Here is a 19,497-nt window from a genome sequence, read left to right as displayed (position 1 = left end):
GTCGCCAACCCGGATTCGTGCTCACGAAGGACCTCCTGCGGGTGTCGCGCGCGGGCGGCGGCTACCGCCCCCAGTTCGCGAGCGGCGACGCCGACCGCGACGTCGCACGCCGGGTCCTCGCGGCCTACCGCGACGGCGTCGGCGACGAACGCCGACAGGTCGAGGCGGCGCTCACCGACCTCGAACGCGACGCGCCCGACTTCAAGCTCGTGCGGGGGTTCGCGAAACTCGCGGAGCGCGACGCCGACTTCGAGGTTCGGGCGGCCGTCGACCCCGCGACCGCGCGCCGCGTCGCCTTCGCGGCCGCCGAGGACGTCGGCGTCGTCACCGACGACGAACGCGAGGCGGCGCTCGCGGCGGCGGGCGACCGCCTCGACGCGACGCCCGAGGACGTGGCGACGAGCCTCCACGCCGACCGGGACTCCCGGGCGGTGCTCACGGAGTTCGACCCGCGGTGGGCGCCTGCGGACCTCCTCGCGCAGTACAACCTCTCGCTCGCGCAGACCGCGCTCTTCGACGCCACCGAGGTCCGCGTCCGCACCGACGACCCGCGCTCACTCGTCCTCGCCATCAAGCGCCTCGGCCTCCTCTACGAAGTCCACGAAGTCGAGGACGGCGCGGGCCGCGAAGTCGTCCTGACGGGACCGGACGCGCTCTTCAAGCGAACTAGGAGGTATGGCACGCGCTTCGCGCGCGTCCTCCGCTCCGTCGTCGGGCGCGCCGACTGGCGGCTCGAGGCGACCATCGACGACCGGGGCACCGAGCGGACGATGGTGCTCTCCGATTCGGACCCGCTGCGCGTCCCGGACGCCGACCCGGTCGCGGAGGTGTCCTACGACAGCGACGTCGAGCGCGAGTTCGCCACCCGCTTCGCGTCGCTCGACCTCGACTGGGACCTCGTGCGCGAACCCGACCTGCTCGACGCCGGCGACTACCTGATGGTGCCGGACTTCGCCTTCGACTACCGCTACGCCGACTTCCGCGTGTATTTCGAAATTATGGGTTTCTGGACGCCCGAGTACGTCGAGAAGAAACTCGCCCAGTTGGAGGCGACGGACGTCGAACTGCTCGTCGCCATCGACGAGTCCTTGGGCGTGAGCGAGGACGTCGCGGCCCGCGACCACCGCGCCATCCCCTACTCGGGGTCGGTGCGCGTGAAGGACGTCGTGGACGTCCTCCGCGAGTTCGAGACCGAGTTGCTCGCCGACGCGAGCGACGACCTCCCCGATGAACTCGCCCCTGACGCGGACGCGGTGACGCTCGGCGCCCTCGCCGAGGCGCACGGCGTGGCCGTCGACGCCCTCGAAGACCGGGCGTTCCCCGAGCACGAGCGCGTCGGGCGCACGCTCGTCCGGCCCGCCGTGCTGGACGCGCTCGCCGACGACCTCGAAACGGGGATGGCGCTCGGTGAGGCCGAGGACGCGCTCGACGAACGCGGCCTCTCGGAGACGAGCGCGGTGCTCGCCCGGCTCGGCTATCGCGTCGAGTGGGAGGGGCTCGGCGGCGGCGTCCTCCGCGAGAAGAATTAAAGGTCGCGCTGGCGGCCCTTCGGAATCATCGAGCGGAGTTCGCCGTGGAGGTAGAGGCCGACGCCGAGTGGTTCACGTTCGCCCTCGACCTCGTGGGCGGCGATGAGGTAGCCCCAGTCGCCGTCCCACTCGAGTTCCTGGTCCTCGCCGGCGACGAAGCGCTCGGCTTCCTCGCGCGAGAGGGTGACGACGCAGTCGGTAGCGTGGCGGCCGAAGCGCTGGGCGGCGTTCGTCGTCGGCTTCCAGTGCTCCTGGCGCGTCCGGAGGAACGTGATGCCGAGCGACTCGACTTCGAGGCCGTCCGGCACGTCGCTCGCGGACACCCAAACTTTGCCCGCGCCCTTCTCCCAGAACGTGTAGTCGTCGAAGACGTCCCGCGGGACGCCGAAGCGGTCCTCCCAGTAGTCGAGGACGGCCTCGCGGGTGGGCCGGCCCTCGACGTCCTTCTCCGCCTCGGTCGCAGGCAGGCGCTCGAAGCGGTGGCTGACGTTCTCGCTCATCGCGCCACCTCCAGTTTCGCGCAGAAAAATCCGCCAGTATCGTTCTGGTGGGGGTAGAAGCGCTTGGCCACCGACAGCGACTCGTCGTAGGTCTCGCCGTCCCACTCGGTGAGGCCGGGCGAGGAGTCGAGGCCGACGTCGAACTCGACGATATCGACGGGTTCGTCTTCGAGGACGGCGTCGACGACGGCTTCGTTCTCCTCGGGGGCGAACGTGCACGTCGAGTAGACGACGGTGCCGCCGTCGCGCGTCAACTCGATGGCGCGCCGGAGGATGTCCTCCTGCAGGGCGGCGATGTTCAGGCTGGCCTCGCGGCCGACGTCGTCGAGGGCGTCCGCGTTCTTCCGGATGGTGCCCTCGCAGGTACAGGGGACGTCGGCGAGGACGGCGTCGAACGCCTCGATGCCGAAGCCCTCGGTGGTGAAGCGCCGGGCGTCCTCGTTCGTCACGGCGACGCAGGTCGCGCCGAGGCGCTCGGCGTTCGAGCGGAGCGCGGAGAGGCGCCCGAGGTTGTCGTCGTTCGCGACGAGCAGCCCCTCGTCGTCGAGGCGGTCGGCGAGCTGCGTCGTCTTCGACCCCGGCGCGGCGCAAGTGTCCCAGACGGCGTCGCCCGGGCTCGGGTCGAGCGCGACGGCGGGCACCGCGGAGACCTCCTCCTGGCCGTGAATCCAGCCGTGGAAGTACGGCCACGTGTTCCCGGGCTTGCCCGTGTCCACCTCGAGCACGGTGTCGTTCCACTCGCGGCGCGTCACGGTGACGTCCTCGGCTTCGAGGGCCGCAACGGCGCGCTCCGGGTCGGCCTTGATTTCGTTCACCCGGACCACCGAGGGGAGCGGGCGCTCGCAGGCCGCCAAGAAGGCGTCGTAGTCGTCGATTATCGGCTCGTAGCGTTCGAGCGCGTCCATTCTCGTCTACCGTGTCGGCTCCCGCCCGCTTGTGGGTTGCGTTCGAGCGTGACCGGCCGCCCCCGGCTTTATACAGCGCCCGCGAGACGCCACACGCATGGCACGCGTCAGAGAACGAGCCGAGTTCGACCTGGACGACCCGGTGCTCGTCGAGGGGTTGCCGGGCGTCGGTCTCGTCGGAAAGATCGCGACCGACCACATCGTCGACCAGTACGACATGGAGCTCGTCGCCAGCGTCGACTGCGAAGGCCTCCCCGAGGTCGCCGTCTACGACGAAGACGACTACACCGCGCGTCCCCCCGTCCGCCTCTACGCCGACGAGGAGCGTGACCTGCTCGCGCTCCAGGCGGACATCCCCGTGAACCGCGTCGCCGCCGCCGAGTTCGCCGACTGCGTCACCGACTGGGTGATGGACGTCGGCGCGACCCCGCTCTACCTCAGCGGCTTCCCCACGCAGAACGAGGACCCCAGCCACGTCCCCGAGGTGTTCGGCGTGGCCACCGGCGACGGTTCGGACTTCCTCACCGAGCACGACGTCGAGACGCCGCCCGAGCAGGGCGTTGTCGGCGGCCCCACGGGCGCGCTCGTCAACCGCGCCGAGGTCAACGAACTCGACGGCGTCGGCCTCGTCGTCGAGTCCGATCCGCAGTTCCCCGACCCCGCCGCCTCCAAGCAGCTCATCGACAAGGGTATCGAGCCGATCGCGGACATCACTGTCGACACCGACACCCTCGTCGAGCAGGCCGAAGAAATCCGTGAGCAGAAAGAACAGCTCGCCCAGCGGATGCAGCAGGCCAGCGAGGAGGAGTCCAGTCAGGCCAAGCCGATGCGAATGTTCGAGTGAGCGCCTGACACGCCCGCCGGCGTGACGTGCGCGGCTCCCCGTCTCCTCTCAGTCCGCACGCTGTGCACGCTCCACGCCGGCGAACTCGAAGCGCGCGCCGCCCCCCTCACCCTCCGTGACGGACACCGTCCAGCCGTGCGCGTCGGCGATTTCGGCGGCGATGGCGAGCCCAAACCCGGTGCCCTCGGCCAGCGTCGAGTAGCCGTCCTCGAACACCTGCCCGTGCTCGTCCGCGGGAATCCCTACGCCGTCGTCGGCGACGTAGAAGCCGCCCTCGCAGTCGCCGACGCGGACAGTCACGGTCGGTCCGCCGTGCTCCACGGCGTTCCGAAAGAGGTTCTCCAGCACCTGCTGGAGCCGTGAGGCGTCCGCCAGCACCGTCGCCTCCGTCTCGACGCTGAGCGTCGCCGCGTCCGTCTCGACGTGTTTCCACGCGGCCGACGCGACGGCCCGGAGGGCGACGGGCTCTGGATCGCCGATGACCGTTCCGGAGCGCGCGAGCGTCAGCAGGTCGTCGATGAGTTCGTCCATCCGGTCGATGGTGTCCCACGCTCGCTCGAAGTGCTCGGCGTCACCGGTCTCCTCCGCCAACTCCAGCGTCCCCACGATGATGTTCAGCGGGTTGCGGAGGTCGTGCGAGACGATGGAGGCGAAGCGGTCCAGTCGCTCGTTACGGCGCTGGAGGCGCTCGTTCATCTGCCGGCGCTCGACCTCGTAACTCACCCAGCGACTCAGCAGGTCTACGAGCGTGACCTCCCACTCGCTGAACTGGCCGTCGCGCGGTTCGGTGTCGTAGAAGCAGAGCGTCCCGTAGACGCCCTCGTCCACGAAGACGGGCGCGCCGAGGTAGCACGCGATGCCCATGTCCGTGTAGCCCGCGCGGTCCGTCTGCTCCGGGGCGTCCCGCGCGACGTCGCCGAGGACGAGCGTCCGCTCCGTCGTGGCGGCCACCTCGCAGTTCGTCGCGGAGAGCGGGACGACCATCCCCTCCGTGACGCGGTCGTCCGCGCTGCTGACCACCTCGAAGGTGTACTCCTCGCCCTCGATTTTCGAGAGCGTGCCGTACGCGACGTCGAGTTGCTCGCGAGCGAGGTCGAGGACGGCCGACACTTGCTCCTCGAACGTCCGCTCGCGGTCAGACGTTATCTCGTAGATGCGCCGGAGGACGCGTTCGCGCTCGCGCAACGCTCGATGTGCGTCCTCGGCGTTCGGCTGGCAGACGCACGCCACGGCCCCCGCCGCGCTCCCCTCGGGAAGCGCGGCGACGGTGACGTGACACGGAATCCGCTCGCCGGCCGCGGTGACGAGCGAGGCGTCCAGCGTCGTCTCGCCGGTGTCGGGTGCGCCGTCCAGAGCTGCCCGGACGTCGGCGGCGTCCGCGTCGGCGAACAGCTCCGCCGGCGTCAGTCCCGCGAGGGACGCGTCGTCGTAAGCCAGCGACTCCCGGAGGGAGCGGTTCCACTCCACGGCGGCGAGCGAGTCGTCGAAGCCGACGAACAGGCCGTCGAAGAGGTCCAGTGCTGGAGTGGTGGTTGAGTGGCTCACGCGTTCGAGTCTTGAGAGTCCTAGGTCGTACGCAGTTATAACGTTGCGTACGGCGGGTCGACTCCCCCGGCGCCGCCCCCCGGCCGGGCCGAACCGCTTACGTACCCGACGCCGCCCACGAAACGTATGGTCGGCAACGCGGACCCAGACGCGGCGCGACGCTACTACGACCTCGTGGACGACGAGGACTACGAGGGACTGGTCGGGCTGTTCAGCCCGAACGTCGTCTACGAGCGCCCCGGACAACCCCCCATCGAGGGGCTCTCCGAGCTCCGGGCGTTCTACGAGACGGGTCGTCCGCTCTCGGAGGGCGAGCACACGCTCCACGCCGTCGTCGCGGAGGGGGACACCGTCGCCGTCCGTGGCTCCTTCGAGGGCGTGCAGGACGGCGAGCGCGTCTCCTTCGGCTTCGCGGACTTCCACGAGTTCGACGACGAGGGCTTCATCGTCTACCGGCACAGCTACACCGACCGCGACACGGTCTGAGGGTCGGACTGTCGGCGGCGGTCGCGTCCGACGTGCGCGTGACGCTGTCCGCCGCACCCACAAGCGCAATACCACCCCCGGTGCTACCTCGCGGTATGCGAGAGTTCGCCGACGACCCGCCGGTCGAGGAGCGCATCGGCGACGCGCTCCGCGAATCCGGCGACACCATCGCCACGACAGAATCGTGCACGGGCGGCCTCGTCGGGTCGCTCATCACCGACGTTCCGGGGTCCTCGGACTACTTCGACCGGACCTACGTCACCTACACCTACGACGCGAAACTCGACACCGGCGTCTCCCGCGAGGCCCTCGACTCGCACGGCGCGGTGAGCGAGCCGGTCGCCCGCGAGATGGCGCGCGCCGTCCGCGACGAGGCGGGCACGACGTGGGGCGTCTCCACGACGGGCATCGCGGGCCCGACTGGCGGTAGCGAGACGAAACCCGTCGGCACCGTTTACATCGGCGTCGCGCACGCCGGCGAATGGGGCGCCGACGACACCTACACCACCGTCGAGCGCTACGTCTTCGACGGCACGCGGACGGAAATCAAGGAGCAGATCGCCCGACAGGCGCTCACGGACGCGCTCGCCGCGATGGAGGCCCGCGAATGAACAAGAAGGACCACATCCTGAACGGCCTCCTCCTCGGCGCCGGACTCGGGTTCGTCCTCCACCCCGAGGGGAGCATGCAGACGCTCGTCACCACCGCCGCCGTCCTCGTGCCGGTGGTGCTCGGCGCGATGTTCCCCGACATCGACACCGAGTTCGGCAAACACCGCAAGACCCTGCACAACCTCTTCGTCGTCGGGATTCTCTACGGCTACACCCTCTACTTCGACAACCTGATGTTCGTGTGGATCGGCGTCGTGACGCACTTCGTGCTCGACGTCCTCGGGTCGAAGCGCGGCATCGCGCTGTTCTACCCGCTCTGGGACAAGGAGTTCGGCACGCCGGTCGGCGTCACGACGTCCTCGCAGTACGCCACCGCCATCACGGTCATCATCACGATAGTCGAACTCGTCGTCATCTACGCCCTCATCCACTTCCTGCCGGGCGTCGTCCCGAACGTCGACTTCGCCTCGAAGGTCCAGGGCCTGCAGGCACTGACGGGCTAATAGACGCGAACGTCGTCGAACCGACCCTCGTAGGCGATGTGGCGCGGATGGGTCGGCTCCATCCCGGAGAGCAGGATTCTGTCCATCTTCTTGTAGGTGTTCTCGTAGAGCAAGTCGAGCGTTTCGAGGCGACAGCGGAGGGTGTGCTTCCACCCGGTCCGGTGTTCAACGCGTCGGGGCGTGCCCTCCTCGAGCGCCGCGATGAGGTCGGCCTCGGTCTCGATGTCGCGCTCGAACGTCGTCCACACCTCGCCGACCGTCGCGTGCCGGTGGGCGTAACTCGACCCGAACGGCGGCAGGTCGAAGGCCTCGACGACCGCGCGGGCCCGCTCGTTCTGCCACGGGAGGTGTTTCGGGTTGTAAACTTCGCCGCCGGCGAGTTGGTCGCCGTAGCGCTCGAACTCGCTCGCGCCGAGGCTCACCGTCGCGAACTCCGGGTGGGGTGCAAGCACCGTCGCGTCCTGTCGCTCGAACTCCTCGAACGCGCCCTCGAGCGTGATGAAGTCCGGCACCGGCTCCGAGAGGCCGAGCGCGAGGACGTGCTTGCGGGTCTGCCACGGCCCGGTGAACACCTCGCGGGCGGGGACGACGAGCAGCTCGTCGTCGCTGAACGCCTCGGCGCGCTCGCGGATCTCGGGGAGGCGCACGAAGTGCGGCGCGTACACGAGGACGTCGATGCCGCGCGCCTTCGCGCGCTCGACGACGTCCGCGTCCAGTATCTTCACGTGGGGGTCGACCCGAGTCTCCGTCACGGCCTCGGCTACGCGCGGCGGGGTTTTAGGATTGTAGTTTCCCGCGCCGCTCTCGGACAACATTTATCCCCGCGCTCGCGGTATCGGGGTGTATGCCCGGCTGGGAGTGCGCAATCGGCGACTGTTCGGCGGTCTACGGCGACGTGACGGACCTGCTCGCGCACCAGGTCACCGAGCACGGCCGCCACGAGTGTCGCGTCTGCAACACCGTCGTCCCCGAGGGGTTCTTCGCCATCGCGCACTTCTTCGACGCGCACACCCGCGCCGACTACGTCCGCGCCTACGACGCCGACTCTGACGACATCCGCGTCCGCGAGGACGTGAAGGCGGACGTCGAGGACGCCGTCGACGTCGCGGCGGTCCGCGAGCGCCTCGACCTCGACGCCGGGGCGGACGACGCCGCGGACGCCTGAGCGGCCGGACGGTTTTTCCCGACGCCGACACACGCGACGAGTATGACCGACGACGAGTGGCGGACGGACGACGTCGACGCCGTGCTGCGCGTACTCGCACAGACGGCGCTCGGTGTTTCTCCCGGCGGTATCGCTGCGAACATCGACAGCCTCCTCGATGAGACAGTGGGACTCGCGGACGTCGAGGGTGCGCTCGAACTGCTCGCCGATCGGGACATGGTCGAGACGCTCGAGGACACGGAGTACTACCGGCTCACCGAGCGCGGCCGCGAGTACGCGAGCGTGGAGTTCGGCGAGGACGCCTTCGGCTACATCGACTGAGGTCCGGGACGCGAACGCCTATAGTCCGTGGGCGTCGTCCTCACACACGATGACGTCAACCACGGGTCGTCTCGCCTACCTCCGCGAGGAGCAGTCCGTCGAGATACGCGAGTACTCGGTGCCCGACCCCGAACCGGGCGCGCTCGTCACCGAAGTCGAGCAGGCGAACGTGTGTGGCTCCGAACTCCACATCTGGAAGGGGATTCACCCCGTCCTCGACCAGATGGTGCTCGGCCACGAGGCGCTCTGCCGCGTCACCGACGTCGGCGAGGGCGTCGAGACCGACTACGCCGGCGAACCCATCGAGGAGGGCGATTTGGTCGCGCCCACCTACTTCGTCGCCTGCGGGAAGTGCGACTACTGCGGGCGCGGCGACTTCCGCTCCTGCGAGAACGCCCTCCAGCACTGGCTGAAACACCCCGACGAGTGGCCCCACTTCCACGGGACGTTCGCGACGCACTACTACATCCACCCCGAGCAGCACTTCTACAAGGTCCCCGAGAACATCCCGGGCGGCGTCGCGGCGGCCGCGAACTGCGCGCTCACGCAGGTGCTCTTCGGCCTTGACGAGGTCGGCCTCTCCTACGGCGAAACCGTCGTGATTCAGGGCGGGGGCGGCCTCGGGCAGAACGCCATCGCCGTCGCGAACGAGTACGGCGCGGAGACGATTCTCGTCGAGGGCGTCGACGACCGCATCGAGCGCGCCCGCGAGTTCGGCGTCGACCACGTCGTCGACTTCCGCGAGTACGACACCGTCGAGGCGCGCGGCGAGCGTGTCGCCGAACTCACCGACGGGCGTGGCGCCGACGTCGGTGTCGAAGTCGCCGGCGTCCCCGACGCCTTCGCGGAGGGCCCACACCTCCTGCGCGACGGCGCACGCTACCTCGAAATCGGCAACATCACGCCGGGCCGGACCGCCGACGTCGACCCCGCGCTGTTCACGCGAAAGAACATCCAGGTGACGCCGACGATGCGCTACGACCCGTGGTACCTCAAGCAGGGCCTCGACTTCCTCGCGCGCACCGTCGACAAATACCCCTACGCGGACCTCATCGACGCCGAGTTCGACCTCGTGGACGCCCAGACTGCCCTCGAGAAGTCGGACGCGCGCGAGATTACGCGCGCCTCGCTCATCCCGCACGAGCACTGAGCAGTCGCGGGACGGGCCGGGGTTCGGTCAGCGTCCGCGCCAGTCCTCGCGCAGGAGGCCGTACTCCACCATGTCGCGGTGCGCGCCGTCGACGAACATGAACGCGCGCCGGCGGCCCTCCTCCTCGAAGCCGAGCGACTCTAGGAGGCCGCGCGAGGCCTCGTTGTAGGCGAACGCGCCCGCGCCAACGGTGGGCGTGTCGTACGTCCGGAAGACGTAGTCGAGCGCGAGCGCCACCGCCTCACGCCCGTAGCCTTCGCCCTGCGCGCTCGGCACCAGCCAGTAGCCGAGACGCGGGCGCTTGTAGTGGGCGTCGTCCACGTGGACTTCGCCGAGGCGGCGCACCTCGACGTCGTCCTCGGGTGCGGCGCGCTCCGGGTCCTCGCGGCAGACGAGGAACTTATCGGGGCCGTCCTCCTCGTCGACGTCCAGTTGCTCGCGGTTCTTCAGTCGCGTCCCGAGCGGGTGGCGTATCGCCGGGTCGGCGTTCGCGCGCTGGACGAACGGGACGTCCTCGCGCTCCACCGTCCGCAGGGACACCCGCTCGCCGAACTTCACGCGTGCGCCGGGCATACCTCCGACTCCGGGTGGGGGCGCAATGGGTTTTCCGTCATCCGTCGGCACGCCGAGGTGAAGTCGGCGTTTCACCGTACCGTACGGTTATTCGACTCTACACGATAGGCTGAAACGCATGGTCCCTACCCACCTCCACGCCGACCCTCCAGCGACACGCCGACCGCGTCTCGCCGTTCGAGCTGTCCGCCCGTCCGGAGGTGAACGATGAGGTGGCGGCCGGTCGCGCTCGCCCTCCTCGCGGCAGCACTCGTCGCCGCCGCCGGCTGTTCGGGGCTCGTCGCGCCGAGCGACGAGTCGCACCCGGAGCCGCCCTACATCGCACACGAGGGTGAGAACGTCACCGTCCAGCCCGCGAGCGGGCAGGTCATCAGCGGCGAGACGACGCTCGAGGCCGGCACGGAAGTCGTCGTCCGCGCGCAGTCCTCGAGTGGCTCGTCGCCCTTCATCGTGAGCACGACGACGAACGTCACCGAGGGCGGGGCGTTCAACGCGACGCTCGACTTCTCCGACGCGCCCAGCGGCGCGACGTTCGAGGTCGCCGTCCGCCACAACGGATCGTCCGTCGTCACCGCCGACGGCGTCGTCGCCTGACGCCACACCGCTCCTTTTCCCGAGCACTGCCGCTCGTCGGCAGTCGCATCACTCGGAAAGGAGTGATCGACGAACTGCCGTACGGCACGTCGTTCGACAGTAGGGGAGCGCGCGTTAGCGCTCTTCGGAATCGAGCACCCGAATCTGGTCGCCACGAACGGTGACCGGAATCGGGACGGTCGCCTCGTAGAGTTCGACGGTGACCTGGTCCTTGCCCTCGTCGATGCGCTGGACCTGCGCCTTCTCGCCCTTGAACGGGCCGGCGATGAGCTCGACGATGTCCCCCTCCGCGATCCCCTCGACGTCGGGTTTCGGGCTGAGGAAGTGCTCGACCTCGCTGATGCCGGACTCGCCGGGCACCATGCTACGGGCGTGCGGAATCTCCTCCAGCACGCGCGAGATGACGGCATCGTTGTCCGCCTCCACCATGACGTAGCTGGTGAGGGCGTCCGGCGCGAGGACGGCGTGAATCTCGTCCTCTTCGCGGTTCGCAATCATGCTCGCGACGGTCTGTTCCTGGCTCGCGGTCGTTTTGACGGCGTAAATGCTCATGTTAGACTCCCGTTCCCGGAACGACGCCCATAACGAGGAAGATGATGAATCCCATCAGGCCGATGAGGAGGATGCCGGCACCCGCGATGAGGGCGATCTGGGAGAACTCGTCCCATCCCGGGGTGCTGGCCAGTTTCAGCACCCGCATGTACGCTGAAAGCTCTAGGGGAACGTCCATAGCGTTCCTTCGACAGCGCTCCTTTTCTGTCTTTCGCACCGCCGTTCACGGAATGGCCCGGCTGATTACCCGACGAGCGAGAGCGCTGCGTCGACGGCGTCCGCGACGTCTGCGCGGGCGTCGGCATCGAGTTCGACGAGCGGCGGACGGACGGTATCGGTCGGGAGGCGGCCGCGTGCGCGGAGCGCGGCCTTCGTCGCGGGCGCGAAGCCGTACTCCGCGCAGTGGGCGAACAGCGGCTTGATCCCCTCCTGCTGGAGCTCGCGTGCGCGCTCGTCGTCGCCGGCGTCGAGGGCGTTGCGGACGGCGGCGTACACCTCGGGAATCGCGTTCGAGAGGGCGTTGATGCCGCCAGTCGCGCCCATCAGCCCCGCGGGGACGAGTTGGCCGTCGACGCCCTGGTAGACCTCGAAGTCGTCGGGCGCGGCGGCGAGGACGTCCGTGAAGTAGCCGAAGTCGCCGCTGGAGTCCTTCAGGCCGACGACGTCCTCGTGGTCGGCGAGCTCGACGACCGTGTCGACGGGGATTTCGTTGCCCGTGCAGGCCGGGATGTTGTAGAGGTAGAGCGGGATCGGGCTGGCGTCGGCGACCCGCCGGAGGAAGCGCGCGTTCCCGTCGGGTGCGTTCGCGGTGTGGAAGTAGGGGACGACGATGAGGCCGGCGTCCGCGCCGACGTCCGCGGCGAACTCGAGCGAGTCGACGGTGTCGGCGACGGACGTCGCGCCCGCACCGGCGACCACGGTGGTATCGTCGTCGACGCGCGCGAGGACGCGTTCGAGGACGGCGTGGTTCTCCGCGCGCGTCATGCTCGCGAACTCGCCGGTGGTGCCACAGGGGACGACGCCGTCGAGACCCGCCTCGAGGACGGAGTCGATGATGGCGTCGAGGGCGTCGAAGTCGACGTCGCCCGCCTCGTCGAACGGCGTGACGAGCGGCGTGAGGACGTGTGTCTCAGACATCAGCGACGCGTTCACCGCGCGAGCGTATAGTGTCTTCTGAGGGGGAGACGACCGCTGGCTGCTGAGGCGGCACGCGAGCGCCGTCCAGTCCTACATCCCCATGTCGGCGGCCCGCTCGGGGACGGGCAGGTCACTCGGGGAGACACCGAGGAGTTCGGCGGCGTGGTCGAGCGCCATGTCGAAGCCGTAGTAGCGTTCGAGTTCGTCGCCCTCGGCGGTCGGGCGGACCTTCAGCATGGCGTACCCCTCGACGTTCTGCGCGACGGCGGCCGTCGCGCCGTTCTCGCGCTCGAACGTGAGGACGCGCTCCTCGTCAGTCTCGTAGTAGCGCGCAGTGACGTCGTTCGCTTCGGCGGTGTCGGGGTCGTCGCTGGCGGCGTCGCCGTCGGCGGCGTCAGTCATACGCCGGCGGTTCTCGCGCCCGGTAAGTGACGCTGTCGGTCCCGCGCCTCAGGTCTCCTCGGCGTCCGAGAGGACGGACTTGATGCTCGGGGCGTCGTAGGACTCGTAGGCCGCGAGGAGTTCCTCGATGTCGTCCGCGAACACCACCATCTCGCGGTGTTTCGCCTCGACGAACCCCTCGTCGGTCTGGTGGTCGAAGAAGGCCGCGAGGTCGTCGTAGTAGCCCGCGACGTTCAGGAAGCCACACGGGTTCCCGTGGAAGCCGAGTTGCGCCCACGTGAGCACCTCGACGATTTCCTCGAGCGTGCCGAACCCGCCCGGGAGCGCGACGAAGCCGTCCGCGAGCTCGGCCATCCGGGCCTTCCGGGCGTGCATCGATTCCACGACCTTGAGTTCGGTGAGCCCGGAGTGTGCGACCTCCTTCGCTTCGAGCGACTCGGGAATCACGCCGTGGACGTCGCCGCCGGCGGCGAGCGCGGCGTCCGCGACGGCACCCATCATCCCGACGCGACCGCCGCCGTAGACGAGTGTCACGTCGCGCGCCGCGAGCGCCTCGCCGAGCGCCGTCGCGGCCTCGACGTACTCGGGGCGGTCACCGGGGCTCGACCCACAGTAGACACAGAGAGTGTCCATACTCGCGACTGTGCGCGTCCGGTGAATAAATATCACTGGCTCGCGACGGTGGCTCGCCACGGCGTGGTGGGGCGACGCTGACCCGGTGAGGGTTTAGGCCCGAACGTCTTAGCCCCGAACACGATGCCCGCCGCCGTCGCACCCACGGAACTCGCGCTCTTCGCAGTCGTGGGACTACTCGGCGGCGCGCACTGCCTCGGGATGTGCGGCCCACTCGTGACGACGTACGCCGAGCGAATGCCCTCGGACGGCCGGGGCCCCTCGTGGTTCGAACTCCGCCAGCACGCCCTCTTCAACCTCGGGCGCACCGCGAGTTACGCGCTCGTCGGCGGTCTCCTGGGATTGGTCGGCGCGGCGTTCTACGCCGGCGCCGACTTCGGCGGCGTCGGCGACGTCGTTCGCGGCGTTGCCGGTGTCCTCGTCGGCCTCCTCGTCGTGAGCGTCGGCGTCACGCGCGTCCTCGGGCGCGACCGCCTCAGCGCGCTCGTCCCCGTCTCGCTCGGCGTCGGCGGCCTCTTCGGGCGCGTCGCCGGCGTCGCAACCGCGCGCGTCGACGACTACGCGAACGGGCCGAAAATCGCGCTCCTCGGCGCGATACACGCCTTCCTCCCATGCCCGCTGCTCTACCCGGCGTTCGTCTACGCGCTCGGGCAGGGCGAGCCGTTCGCGGGCGCGCTGAACCTCGCGGCGCTCGGTGTCGGGACGATTCCGACGCTCTTCCTCTACGGCACCGTCCTCGGGTCGGTGCCGGCGGCGCGCCGCGCGGCCGCCCACCGCGTCCTCGGCGTCGCGTTCGTCCTCCTCGGCCTGCTCCCGCTCCTCCACGGCCTCGGCCTCCTCGGCGTGCCGGTCCCGATGATTCGCGTCCCCCACTACGTCCCGCCCTCCCTCAGACCATGACCGACGACTGCACCCTCTGTGAGCTGCCGATACGCGGCGACCCCCTGACCGACCCCGACACTGAGGGGTCCTTCTGCTGTCAGGGCTGTCTCGAAGTGTATCGCACCCTCGGCGACGTCGACCCCGAAGAGGTGTCGGCGCGCGACCTCGACGCCGAAGCCAGCGACGCCGAGGCTGTCGAGGTCCGCGACGACGCTGAGACAGCGTTCCTCACCGTCGACGGGATGCACTGCACGGCCTGCGAGGCGTTCCTCGAGTCGACGGCGGGCGACACCGACGGCGTCTACGACGTCGAGGCGAGCTACACGACGGAGATGCTGAAGGTCACCTACGACCCCGAGCGAACCGACCCTGAGGCCGTCGGGGAGTCGGTGAGCCGCCTCGGTTACCGCGCGAACACCCCGGAGGTCGGGACGGCCGCCGCCGAGGAGGAGCGCTTCGGCCGCGACGAACTCCGCACCGTCCTCGGCCTGCTGGGTGCGATGGCGGTGATGATGATCTACGTCCTGTTCGTCTACCCGTCCTACCTCGGGATCTACCCCGAGTCGTTCCTCCGGGAGTCCGCGACGCACGTGATGGTGTTCGTGCCGATACCCCTGATTTCGACGTTCGTCGTCTTCCTCGTCGGCTACCCCATCCTCCGCTCGGCGTACGTCAGCCTGCGCGCGGGCAAGCCGAACATGGACGTCCTCATCGCGGGCGGCGCGCTCGCCGCGTACGGCTACTCGATGTACGAGGTGCTGACCGGCGGCATCGTCATCTACTTCGACGTCGCCGTCGCCATCGTCGCCGTCGTCACGCTCGGCGACTTCGTCCAGCGCCGCGTGAAGCGCCGCGCGCTCGGCTCCGTCGGCGACCTCGACTTCGACCGCGTGACCGAGGCGCTCGTCCGCGACGAGTCGGGCGCCCACACGGTCGACGTGTCGGACCTCGAGCCCGGCGACGAGACGGTCGTGAAGCGCGGCGAGCGCGTTCCGCTCGACGGTACCGTCGTCGAGGGCGAGGCCGCCGTCGACGAGGCGCTCGTCACCGGCGAGTCCGTCCCCGAGACGAAGGAGCCAGGTGATTCGGTCATCGGCGGATCCATCGCCACGGACGGCCGCCTCGTCGTCTCCGTTGGCGAGAAGGCCGAGAGCACCTACGACCGCCTGCTCGCCCAGCTCTGGAACGTTCAGTCCGGATCTGGGGGGAGCCAGCGCCTCGCGGACACCATCGCCGCGCTCTTCGTGCCGTTCGTCCTCGGCCTCGCCGTCGTCGTCGCCGGCGCATGGCTCGCGCTCGGCGCGCCCGTCCGGGAAGCCGTCACCATCGGCGTCTCCGTCCTCGTCGTCTCCTGCCCGTGCTCGTTCGGCCTCGCGACGCCCGTCGCCGTCGCCGCCGGCGTGAGTCGCGCCGCCGACGAGGGCGTCGTCGTCACGAACACCTCCGCCGTCGAGTCGCTCGCGGACGTGGACGTCGTCGCCTTCGACAAGACTGGGACGCTCACCGAGGGCCGGATGCGCGTCACGGACGTCGCCGCGCCTGACACCGATGAGCGCGAGGTGCTTCGGTACGCGGCGGCCGTCGAGCGCGATGCGAACCACCCCGTCGCGGACGCCATCGTCGCGCGCGCCGACGAACACGCGAGCGACGCGAGTGGGCAGGCCGTCGCCGACGGCGGCGCGGTCGCCGACATGGAGACCACGGACCGCAACGAGAGCGAGGCAGACGACGGAGACGTCCCGCGCGTTACGGACTTCGAGGAACACCGCCGCGGCGCCTCGGGCACCCTCGACGGCACGCGCGTGCTCGTCGGCCACCCCGACCTCTTCGCGGAGGACTGGACGCTCCCCGAGTCGGTCGCGCGCGCCGTCGCCGACGTCCAGGACGCGGGCGCCATCGCCACCGTCGTCGGCTGGGACGGCGAGGCGAAGGGCGTGCTCGCGACGCGCGACACGCCGCGCGCCGACTGGGAGCAGACGGTCGAGGCGCTCGCCGCCGAGGGTCGGACAATCGTCGTCGTCACCGGCGACGACCAGTCCGAGGTTACCGAATTCGAGGCGCACCCCGACGTCGACGACGTGTTCGCGGGCGTGCTCCCGCAGGCGAAAGCCGCCGTCGTCGAACGCCTCCGCGGCGCCGACGGGACGGTGGCGATGGTGGGCGACGGGACGAACGACGCGCCCGCGCTCGCCGCCGCCGATCTGGGTGTGGCGTTCGCCTCCGGCACCGAACTCGCGACGGAGGCCGCGGACGCCACTGTCACGAAGGGCGGCCTGCGCTCCGTCCGCCGGTTGTTCGGTATCGCCGAGACGACGCGCTCGCGTGTCCGGCAGAACTTCGGGTGGGCGCTCGGCTACAACGTCTTCACGCTCCCGACGGCGGCGCTCGGCTTCATCGACCCACTCCTCGCCGCCGTCGCGATGGCTGCCTCCAGCCTCCTCGTCGTCGCGAACTCCTCGCGCTCCTTCGGCCTCGGCGACGATTAACTCAGACTGTAGTTTCGAATTTTGCCGATAGAGAGCGTATACTCCGAGAAATCGGCGGATGTTCGGAAAGGGTTAAGGCCGTTCGACGACCAGTACGTCGTGATGGCGACGCCCGACGTTGACGACGTGCTCGACGCGCTCGCCGCGGCCGCCCTCGAAGTCCGAGCGGGCTTCGCGGGCCGTCGCGAGAAGACCGACGGCCAGAACGCGTCCGGCGACCAGCAACTCCACGCCGACCTGCATGCCGACGACGTCCTCCAGGGCTTCCTCGGCGGCCTCGACGCCGTCGGCGAGTACGCGAGCGAGGAAGCCGAGACCGTCCAGGACGTCGGGGACGGCCCGTTCTCCGTCTCCGTCGATCCCCTCGATGGCTCCTCGAACCTCACCGCGAACAACCCCACGGGTACCATCGTCGGCGTCTACGACGCGCCCCTCCCCGCGCCCGGTAACGACCTCGTCGCCGCCGCCTACGTCCTCTACGGGCCCCTCACAACGATGGTCGTCGCGCGCGACGGTGACGTGACCCGCTACGCTGTCACCGAGTCGGGTCGGGAGAACCCCGAGTGCGTCGAACTCCCCTGCGACCCCACCGTCTACGGCTTCGGCGGCCGGACGCCCGAGTGGTCCGAGGCGTTCGCCGACTACGCCGACGACGTCGAGGACGACCTGAAACTCCGCTACGGCGGCGCGATGGTCGCGGACGTCAACCAAGTGCTCACCTACGGGGGCGTCTTCGCCTACCCCGGCCTCCGCGAGCGCCCCGAGGGGAAACTCCGCGCGCAGTTCGAGGCCGCGCCGATGGCTTACATCATCGAGTGCGCCGGCGGCGCGTCCACCGACGGCAGCCGCTCCGTCCTCGACGTCGAGCCGTCCGACCTCCACGAGCGCACCCCTGTCTTCCTCGGCAACGACGAACTCATCCAGCAGGCCGAGCGCGCGCTCCCCTGAGACGACAGCCGCGCCATTCCTGAGACGTAGCGGCGACCTCGCCAGCGATGGGGCCGTTCGGCGGGACGAGACATATGTGGTAATTATACCCATGGATGTATTATAAAGACACATAGGGCTCTTCAGCGATAGTGAGGTCATCTGATGCGGCGAGCGCGTGCCGCCCTGACAACTATATCCATAGGTTTATTTCTCAGACAGAGAGACCCACCCAGTATGGGTAGTGACGACAATCCGTTCGAAAACCTGCAGGAACAGATCGACGACGCGGCGTCGTATCTGCCGTCCGACGTAAACGACGATGTACTCACGCGCCTCAAGAACCCCGAGCGCGTCCTCGAGGCGAACCTCACCGTCGACATGGACGACGGGAGCCTCGAAACCTTCCGCGCCTACCGCTCCCAGTTCAACGGCGACCGCGGCCCCTACAAGGGCGGCATCCGCTACCACCCGGGCGTCACCCGCGACGAGGTGAAGGCCCTCTCCGGCTGGATGGTCTACAAGTGCGCCGTCGTCGACATCCCGTTCGGCGGCGGGAAGGGCGGCATCGTCATCGACCCCGACGACTACAGCGCCGACGAACTCGAGCGCATCACGCGCTCGTTCGCCAAGGAGCTCCGCCCGCTCATCGGCGAGGACCGCGACGTCCCCGCGCCCGACGTGAACACGGGCCAGCGGGAGATGAACTGGATCAAGAACACCTACGAGACCCTCGAGAACAAGACCGAACCCGGCGTCATCACCGGCAAGGCCCTCGAGAACGGCGGCAGTAAGGGCCGCGTCGAGGCGACCGGTCGCTCCACCGTTATCGCCGCTCGCGAGGCCTTCAACTACCTCGGCGAGGACATCTCCGACGCCACCGTCGCCGTCCAAGGCTACGGGAACGCCGGCTGGATCACCGCGAAGCTCGCCGACGAACTCGGCGCCACCGTCGTCGCCGTCTCGGACTCTTCGGGCGGTCTCTACGACGCCGACGGCTTCGACCCGAAGGCCGTCAAGGAGTTCAAGAACGAGACTGGCTCCGTCTCCGGCTACGGCGACGCCGAGTCGCTCACCAACGAGGAACTCCTCACGCTCGACGTCGACCTCCTCGTCCCCGCCGCCCTCGAGAACGCCATCGACGCCGACCTCGCCCAGGACGTTAAGGCGGACGTCATCTCCGAAGCCGCGAACGGCCCGCTCACGCCCGACGCCGACGACGTCCTCGCCGAGCGTGACGTCACCGTCATCCCGGACATCCTCGCGAACGCCGGCGGCGTCACCGTCTCCTACTTCGAGTGGGTCCAGAACCGCCAGCGCTTCTACTGGTCCGAAGAGCGCGTCAACGAGGAGCTCGAGGAGATCATCGTCGACTCCTTCGACGACCTCGTCGACGCCAAGGAGGAACTCGACCTCCCGAGCTTCCGCGTTGCCGCCTACGTCGTCGCCATCCAGCGCGTCGTCGACGCCTACACCGGCAGCGGGAACTGGCCCTAGCAAGCCGGCAGAGACCGGCGGTCTCTTCGGGTCCGAAACATCTTCGGTTTTCTCCGACCCGTCGGGCGAGACAACGTCTCGCCCGAACCCTTGCAGACTCCCACCCTGGCCATCGACGCACGCATCCGGGCGGCTGACGCCGCTCGAACACCTCGTAGAGCCAGACGGCGACGCGGGCACACCACTACTGCAGCCAGATCACGTCTCGCGCCACGACAGTGCGCCCGCACTCGCCGCCGCTGGTCGTGTCGGTGC

General features: G+C 69.3%; 23 protein-coding genes. 13 read left to right on the top strand and 10 right to left on the bottom strand.

Annotation, left to right across the window (positions count from 1 at the left end; all coding sequences use genetic code 11):
• The first annotated feature begins 17 nt into the window (after window positions 1-17).
• Window positions 18-1,529: a DUF790 family protein gene (locus tag ACQUS8_RS03600; protein WP_435097035.1), complete on the top strand. Its 1,512-nt coding sequence runs from the start codon at window positions 18-20 to the stop codon at window positions 1,527-1,529.
• Here the strand turns inward: ACQUS8_RS03600 and ACQUS8_RS03595 are convergent.
• Window positions 1,526-2,029, bottom strand: coding sequence for a DUF7122 family protein (locus ACQUS8_RS03595; protein ID WP_435097032.1), 504 nt, complete (start codon window positions 2,027-2,029; stop codon window positions 1,526-1,528). The genes ACQUS8_RS03600 and ACQUS8_RS03595 overlap by 4 nt on opposite strands.
• Window positions 2,026-2,934, bottom strand: coding sequence for an RsmB/NOP family class I SAM-dependent RNA methyltransferase (locus ACQUS8_RS03590; protein WP_435097029.1), 909 nt, complete (start codon window positions 2,932-2,934; stop codon window positions 2,026-2,028). Before ACQUS8_RS03590 ends, ACQUS8_RS03595 begins: the two co-directional genes overlap by 4 nt.
• 97 nt (window positions 2,935-3,031) lie before the next feature.
• On the opposite strand from ACQUS8_RS03590, the gene ACQUS8_RS03585 reads away from it, so the two are divergent.
• Window positions 3,032-3,778 carry a proteasome assembly chaperone family protein gene (locus tag ACQUS8_RS03585; RefSeq protein ID WP_435097026.1) on the top strand — a complete coding sequence of 249 codons (747 nt, stop codon included), beginning with the start codon at window positions 3,032-3,034 and terminating at the stop codon, window positions 3,776-3,778.
• A 48-nt stretch (window positions 3,779-3,826) separates the two neighbouring features.
• On the opposite strand, the gene ACQUS8_RS03580 is transcribed toward ACQUS8_RS03585, so the two are convergent.
• A complete protein-coding gene (locus ACQUS8_RS03580; RefSeq protein ID WP_435097023.1) occupies window positions 3,827-5,323 on the bottom strand; it encodes a GAF domain-containing sensor histidine kinase in 1,497 nt (498 codons plus the stop codon).
• 126 nt (window positions 5,324-5,449) lie between these two features.
• Here ACQUS8_RS03580 and ACQUS8_RS03575 point away from each other — a divergent pair, with 126 nt between their 5' ends.
• The 3 genes from ACQUS8_RS03575 to ACQUS8_RS03565 all read left to right on the top strand — a co-directional run bounded on the left by ACQUS8_RS03575 (window position 5,450) and on the right by ACQUS8_RS03565 (window position 6,923).
• Window positions 5,450-5,809 carry a nuclear transport factor 2 family protein gene (locus ACQUS8_RS03575; protein ID WP_435097020.1) on the top strand — a complete coding sequence of 120 codons (360 nt, stop codon included), beginning with the start codon at window positions 5,450-5,452 and terminating at the stop codon, window positions 5,807-5,809.
• A gap of 95 nt (window positions 5,810-5,904) precedes the next feature.
• Window positions 5,905-6,420, top strand: coding sequence for a CinA family protein (locus tag ACQUS8_RS03570; RefSeq protein ID WP_435097017.1), 516 nt, complete (start codon window positions 5,905-5,907; stop codon window positions 6,418-6,420).
• Window positions 6,417-6,923 (top strand): metal-dependent hydrolase, encoded by a 507-nt coding sequence (locus tag ACQUS8_RS03565; protein WP_435097014.1) that lies wholly within the window; start codon window positions 6,417-6,419, stop codon window positions 6,921-6,923. Before ACQUS8_RS03570 ends, ACQUS8_RS03565 begins: the two co-directional genes overlap by 4 nt.
• Here ACQUS8_RS03565 and ACQUS8_RS03560 read toward each other — a convergent pair.
• Window positions 6,920-7,738 (bottom strand): PHP-associated domain-containing protein, encoded by an 819-nt coding sequence (locus ACQUS8_RS03560; protein WP_435097011.1) that lies wholly within the window; start codon window positions 7,736-7,738, stop codon window positions 6,920-6,922. The genes ACQUS8_RS03565 and ACQUS8_RS03560 overlap by 4 nt on opposite strands.
• A gap of 29 nt (window positions 7,739-7,767) precedes the next feature.
• On the opposite strand from ACQUS8_RS03560, the gene ACQUS8_RS03555 reads away from it, so the two are divergent.
• The 3 genes from ACQUS8_RS03555 to ACQUS8_RS03545 are packed head-to-tail and all read left to right on the top strand — an operon-like array spanning window position 7,768 to window position 9,559.
• Window positions 7,768-8,088, top strand: coding sequence for a DUF7565 family protein (locus tag ACQUS8_RS03555; protein WP_435097008.1), 321 nt, complete (start codon window positions 7,768-7,770; stop codon window positions 8,086-8,088).
• Window positions 8,089-8,130: 42 nt separating this feature from the next.
• Window positions 8,131-8,409 carry a hypothetical protein gene (locus ACQUS8_RS03550; RefSeq protein WP_435097006.1) on the top strand — a complete coding sequence of 93 codons (279 nt, stop codon included), beginning with the start codon at window positions 8,131-8,133 and terminating at the stop codon, window positions 8,407-8,409.
• A gap of 49 nt (window positions 8,410-8,458) precedes the next feature.
• Entirely contained in the window at window positions 8,459-9,559 is a 1,101-nt protein-coding gene (locus ACQUS8_RS03545; RefSeq protein WP_435097004.1) for a zinc-binding dehydrogenase, read from the top strand.
• A 27-nt stretch (window positions 9,560-9,586) separates the two neighbouring features.
• Here the strand turns inward: ACQUS8_RS03545 and ACQUS8_RS03540 are convergent, their stop codons facing one another.
• On the bottom strand, window positions 9,587-10,132 hold the full coding sequence (locus ACQUS8_RS03540; RefSeq protein WP_435097002.1) for a GNAT family N-acetyltransferase: 546 nt from the start codon (window positions 10,130-10,132) through the stop codon (window positions 9,587-9,589).
• A 207-nt stretch (window positions 10,133-10,339) separates the two neighbouring features.
• Between ACQUS8_RS03540 and ACQUS8_RS03535 the strand changes: the two genes are divergently transcribed.
• Window positions 10,340-10,726, top strand: coding sequence for a BGTF surface domain-containing protein (locus ACQUS8_RS03535; protein ID WP_435097000.1), 387 nt, complete (start codon window positions 10,340-10,342; stop codon window positions 10,724-10,726).
• A 114-nt stretch (window positions 10,727-10,840) separates the two neighbouring features.
• On the opposite strand, the gene ACQUS8_RS03530 is transcribed toward ACQUS8_RS03535, so the two are convergent.
• The 5 genes from ACQUS8_RS03530 to ACQUS8_RS03510 form a co-directional block, all read right to left on the bottom strand.
• On the bottom strand, window positions 10,841-11,278 hold the full coding sequence (locus tag ACQUS8_RS03530; RefSeq protein ID WP_435096998.1) for a transcription elongation factor Spt5: 438 nt from the start codon (window positions 11,276-11,278) through the stop codon (window positions 10,841-10,843).
• A gap of 1 nt (window position 11,279) precedes the next feature.
• A complete protein-coding gene (locus tag ACQUS8_RS03525) occupies window positions 11,280-11,456 on the bottom strand; it encodes a protein translocase SEC61 complex subunit gamma (RefSeq protein WP_435096996.1) in 177 nt (58 codons plus the stop codon).
• A 65-nt stretch (window positions 11,457-11,521) separates the two neighbouring features.
• The gene (locus ACQUS8_RS03520; RefSeq protein ID WP_435096994.1) at window positions 11,522-12,415 is read right to left on the bottom strand and encodes a dihydrodipicolinate synthase family protein; all 894 of its coding nucleotides are present in this window, start codon (window positions 12,413-12,415) and stop codon (window positions 11,522-11,524) included.
• A 90-nt stretch (window positions 12,416-12,505) separates the two neighbouring features.
• Window positions 12,506-12,817 (bottom strand): DUF7111 family protein, encoded by a 312-nt coding sequence (locus ACQUS8_RS03515; RefSeq protein ID WP_435096992.1) that lies wholly within the window; start codon window positions 12,815-12,817, stop codon window positions 12,506-12,508.
• 48 nt (window positions 12,818-12,865) lie between these two features.
• Window positions 12,866-13,450, bottom strand: a complete 585-nt coding sequence (locus ACQUS8_RS03510) for a TIGR00730 family Rossman fold protein (protein ID WP_435096990.1) — start codon at window positions 13,448-13,450, stop codon at window positions 12,866-12,868.
• A gap of 123 nt (window positions 13,451-13,573) precedes the next feature.
• On the opposite strand from ACQUS8_RS03510, the gene ACQUS8_RS03505 reads away from it, so the two are divergent.
• The 4 genes from ACQUS8_RS03505 (at window position 13,574) to ACQUS8_RS03490 (ending at window position 19,242) form a co-directional block, all read left to right on the top strand.
• On the top strand, window positions 13,574-14,350 hold the full coding sequence (locus ACQUS8_RS03505; protein ID WP_435096988.1) for a sulfite exporter TauE/SafE family protein: 777 nt from the start codon (window positions 13,574-13,576) through the stop codon (window positions 14,348-14,350).
• Window positions 14,347-16,818, top strand: a complete 2,472-nt coding sequence (locus ACQUS8_RS03500) for a heavy metal translocating P-type ATPase (RefSeq protein WP_435096986.1) — start codon at window positions 14,347-14,349, stop codon at window positions 16,816-16,818. Before ACQUS8_RS03505 ends, ACQUS8_RS03500 begins: the two co-directional genes overlap by 4 nt.
• A gap of 102 nt (window positions 16,819-16,920) precedes the next feature.
• Complete coding sequence (locus ACQUS8_RS03495) at window positions 16,921-17,766, top strand: class 1 fructose-bisphosphatase (protein ID WP_435096984.1); 846 nt, start codon at window positions 16,921-16,923, stop codon at window positions 17,764-17,766.
• Between the two features lie 216 nt (window positions 17,767-17,982).
• Complete coding sequence (locus tag ACQUS8_RS03490) at window positions 17,983-19,242, top strand: Glu/Leu/Phe/Val family dehydrogenase (RefSeq protein ID WP_435096982.1); 1,260 nt, start codon at window positions 17,983-17,985, stop codon at window positions 19,240-19,242.
• The last annotated feature ends 255 nt before the right edge of the window (window positions 19,243-19,497 follow it).

This window comes from Halarchaeum sp. P4, from assembly GCF_051195175.1.
In the GTDB taxonomy this organism is placed as follows: Archaea; Halobacteriota; Halobacteria; order Halobacteriales; family Halobacteriaceae; genus Halarchaeum.
The sequence above is the reverse complement of the archived record's forward strand: the minus strand, read 5'-3'. Positions and strand labels throughout refer to the sequence as shown.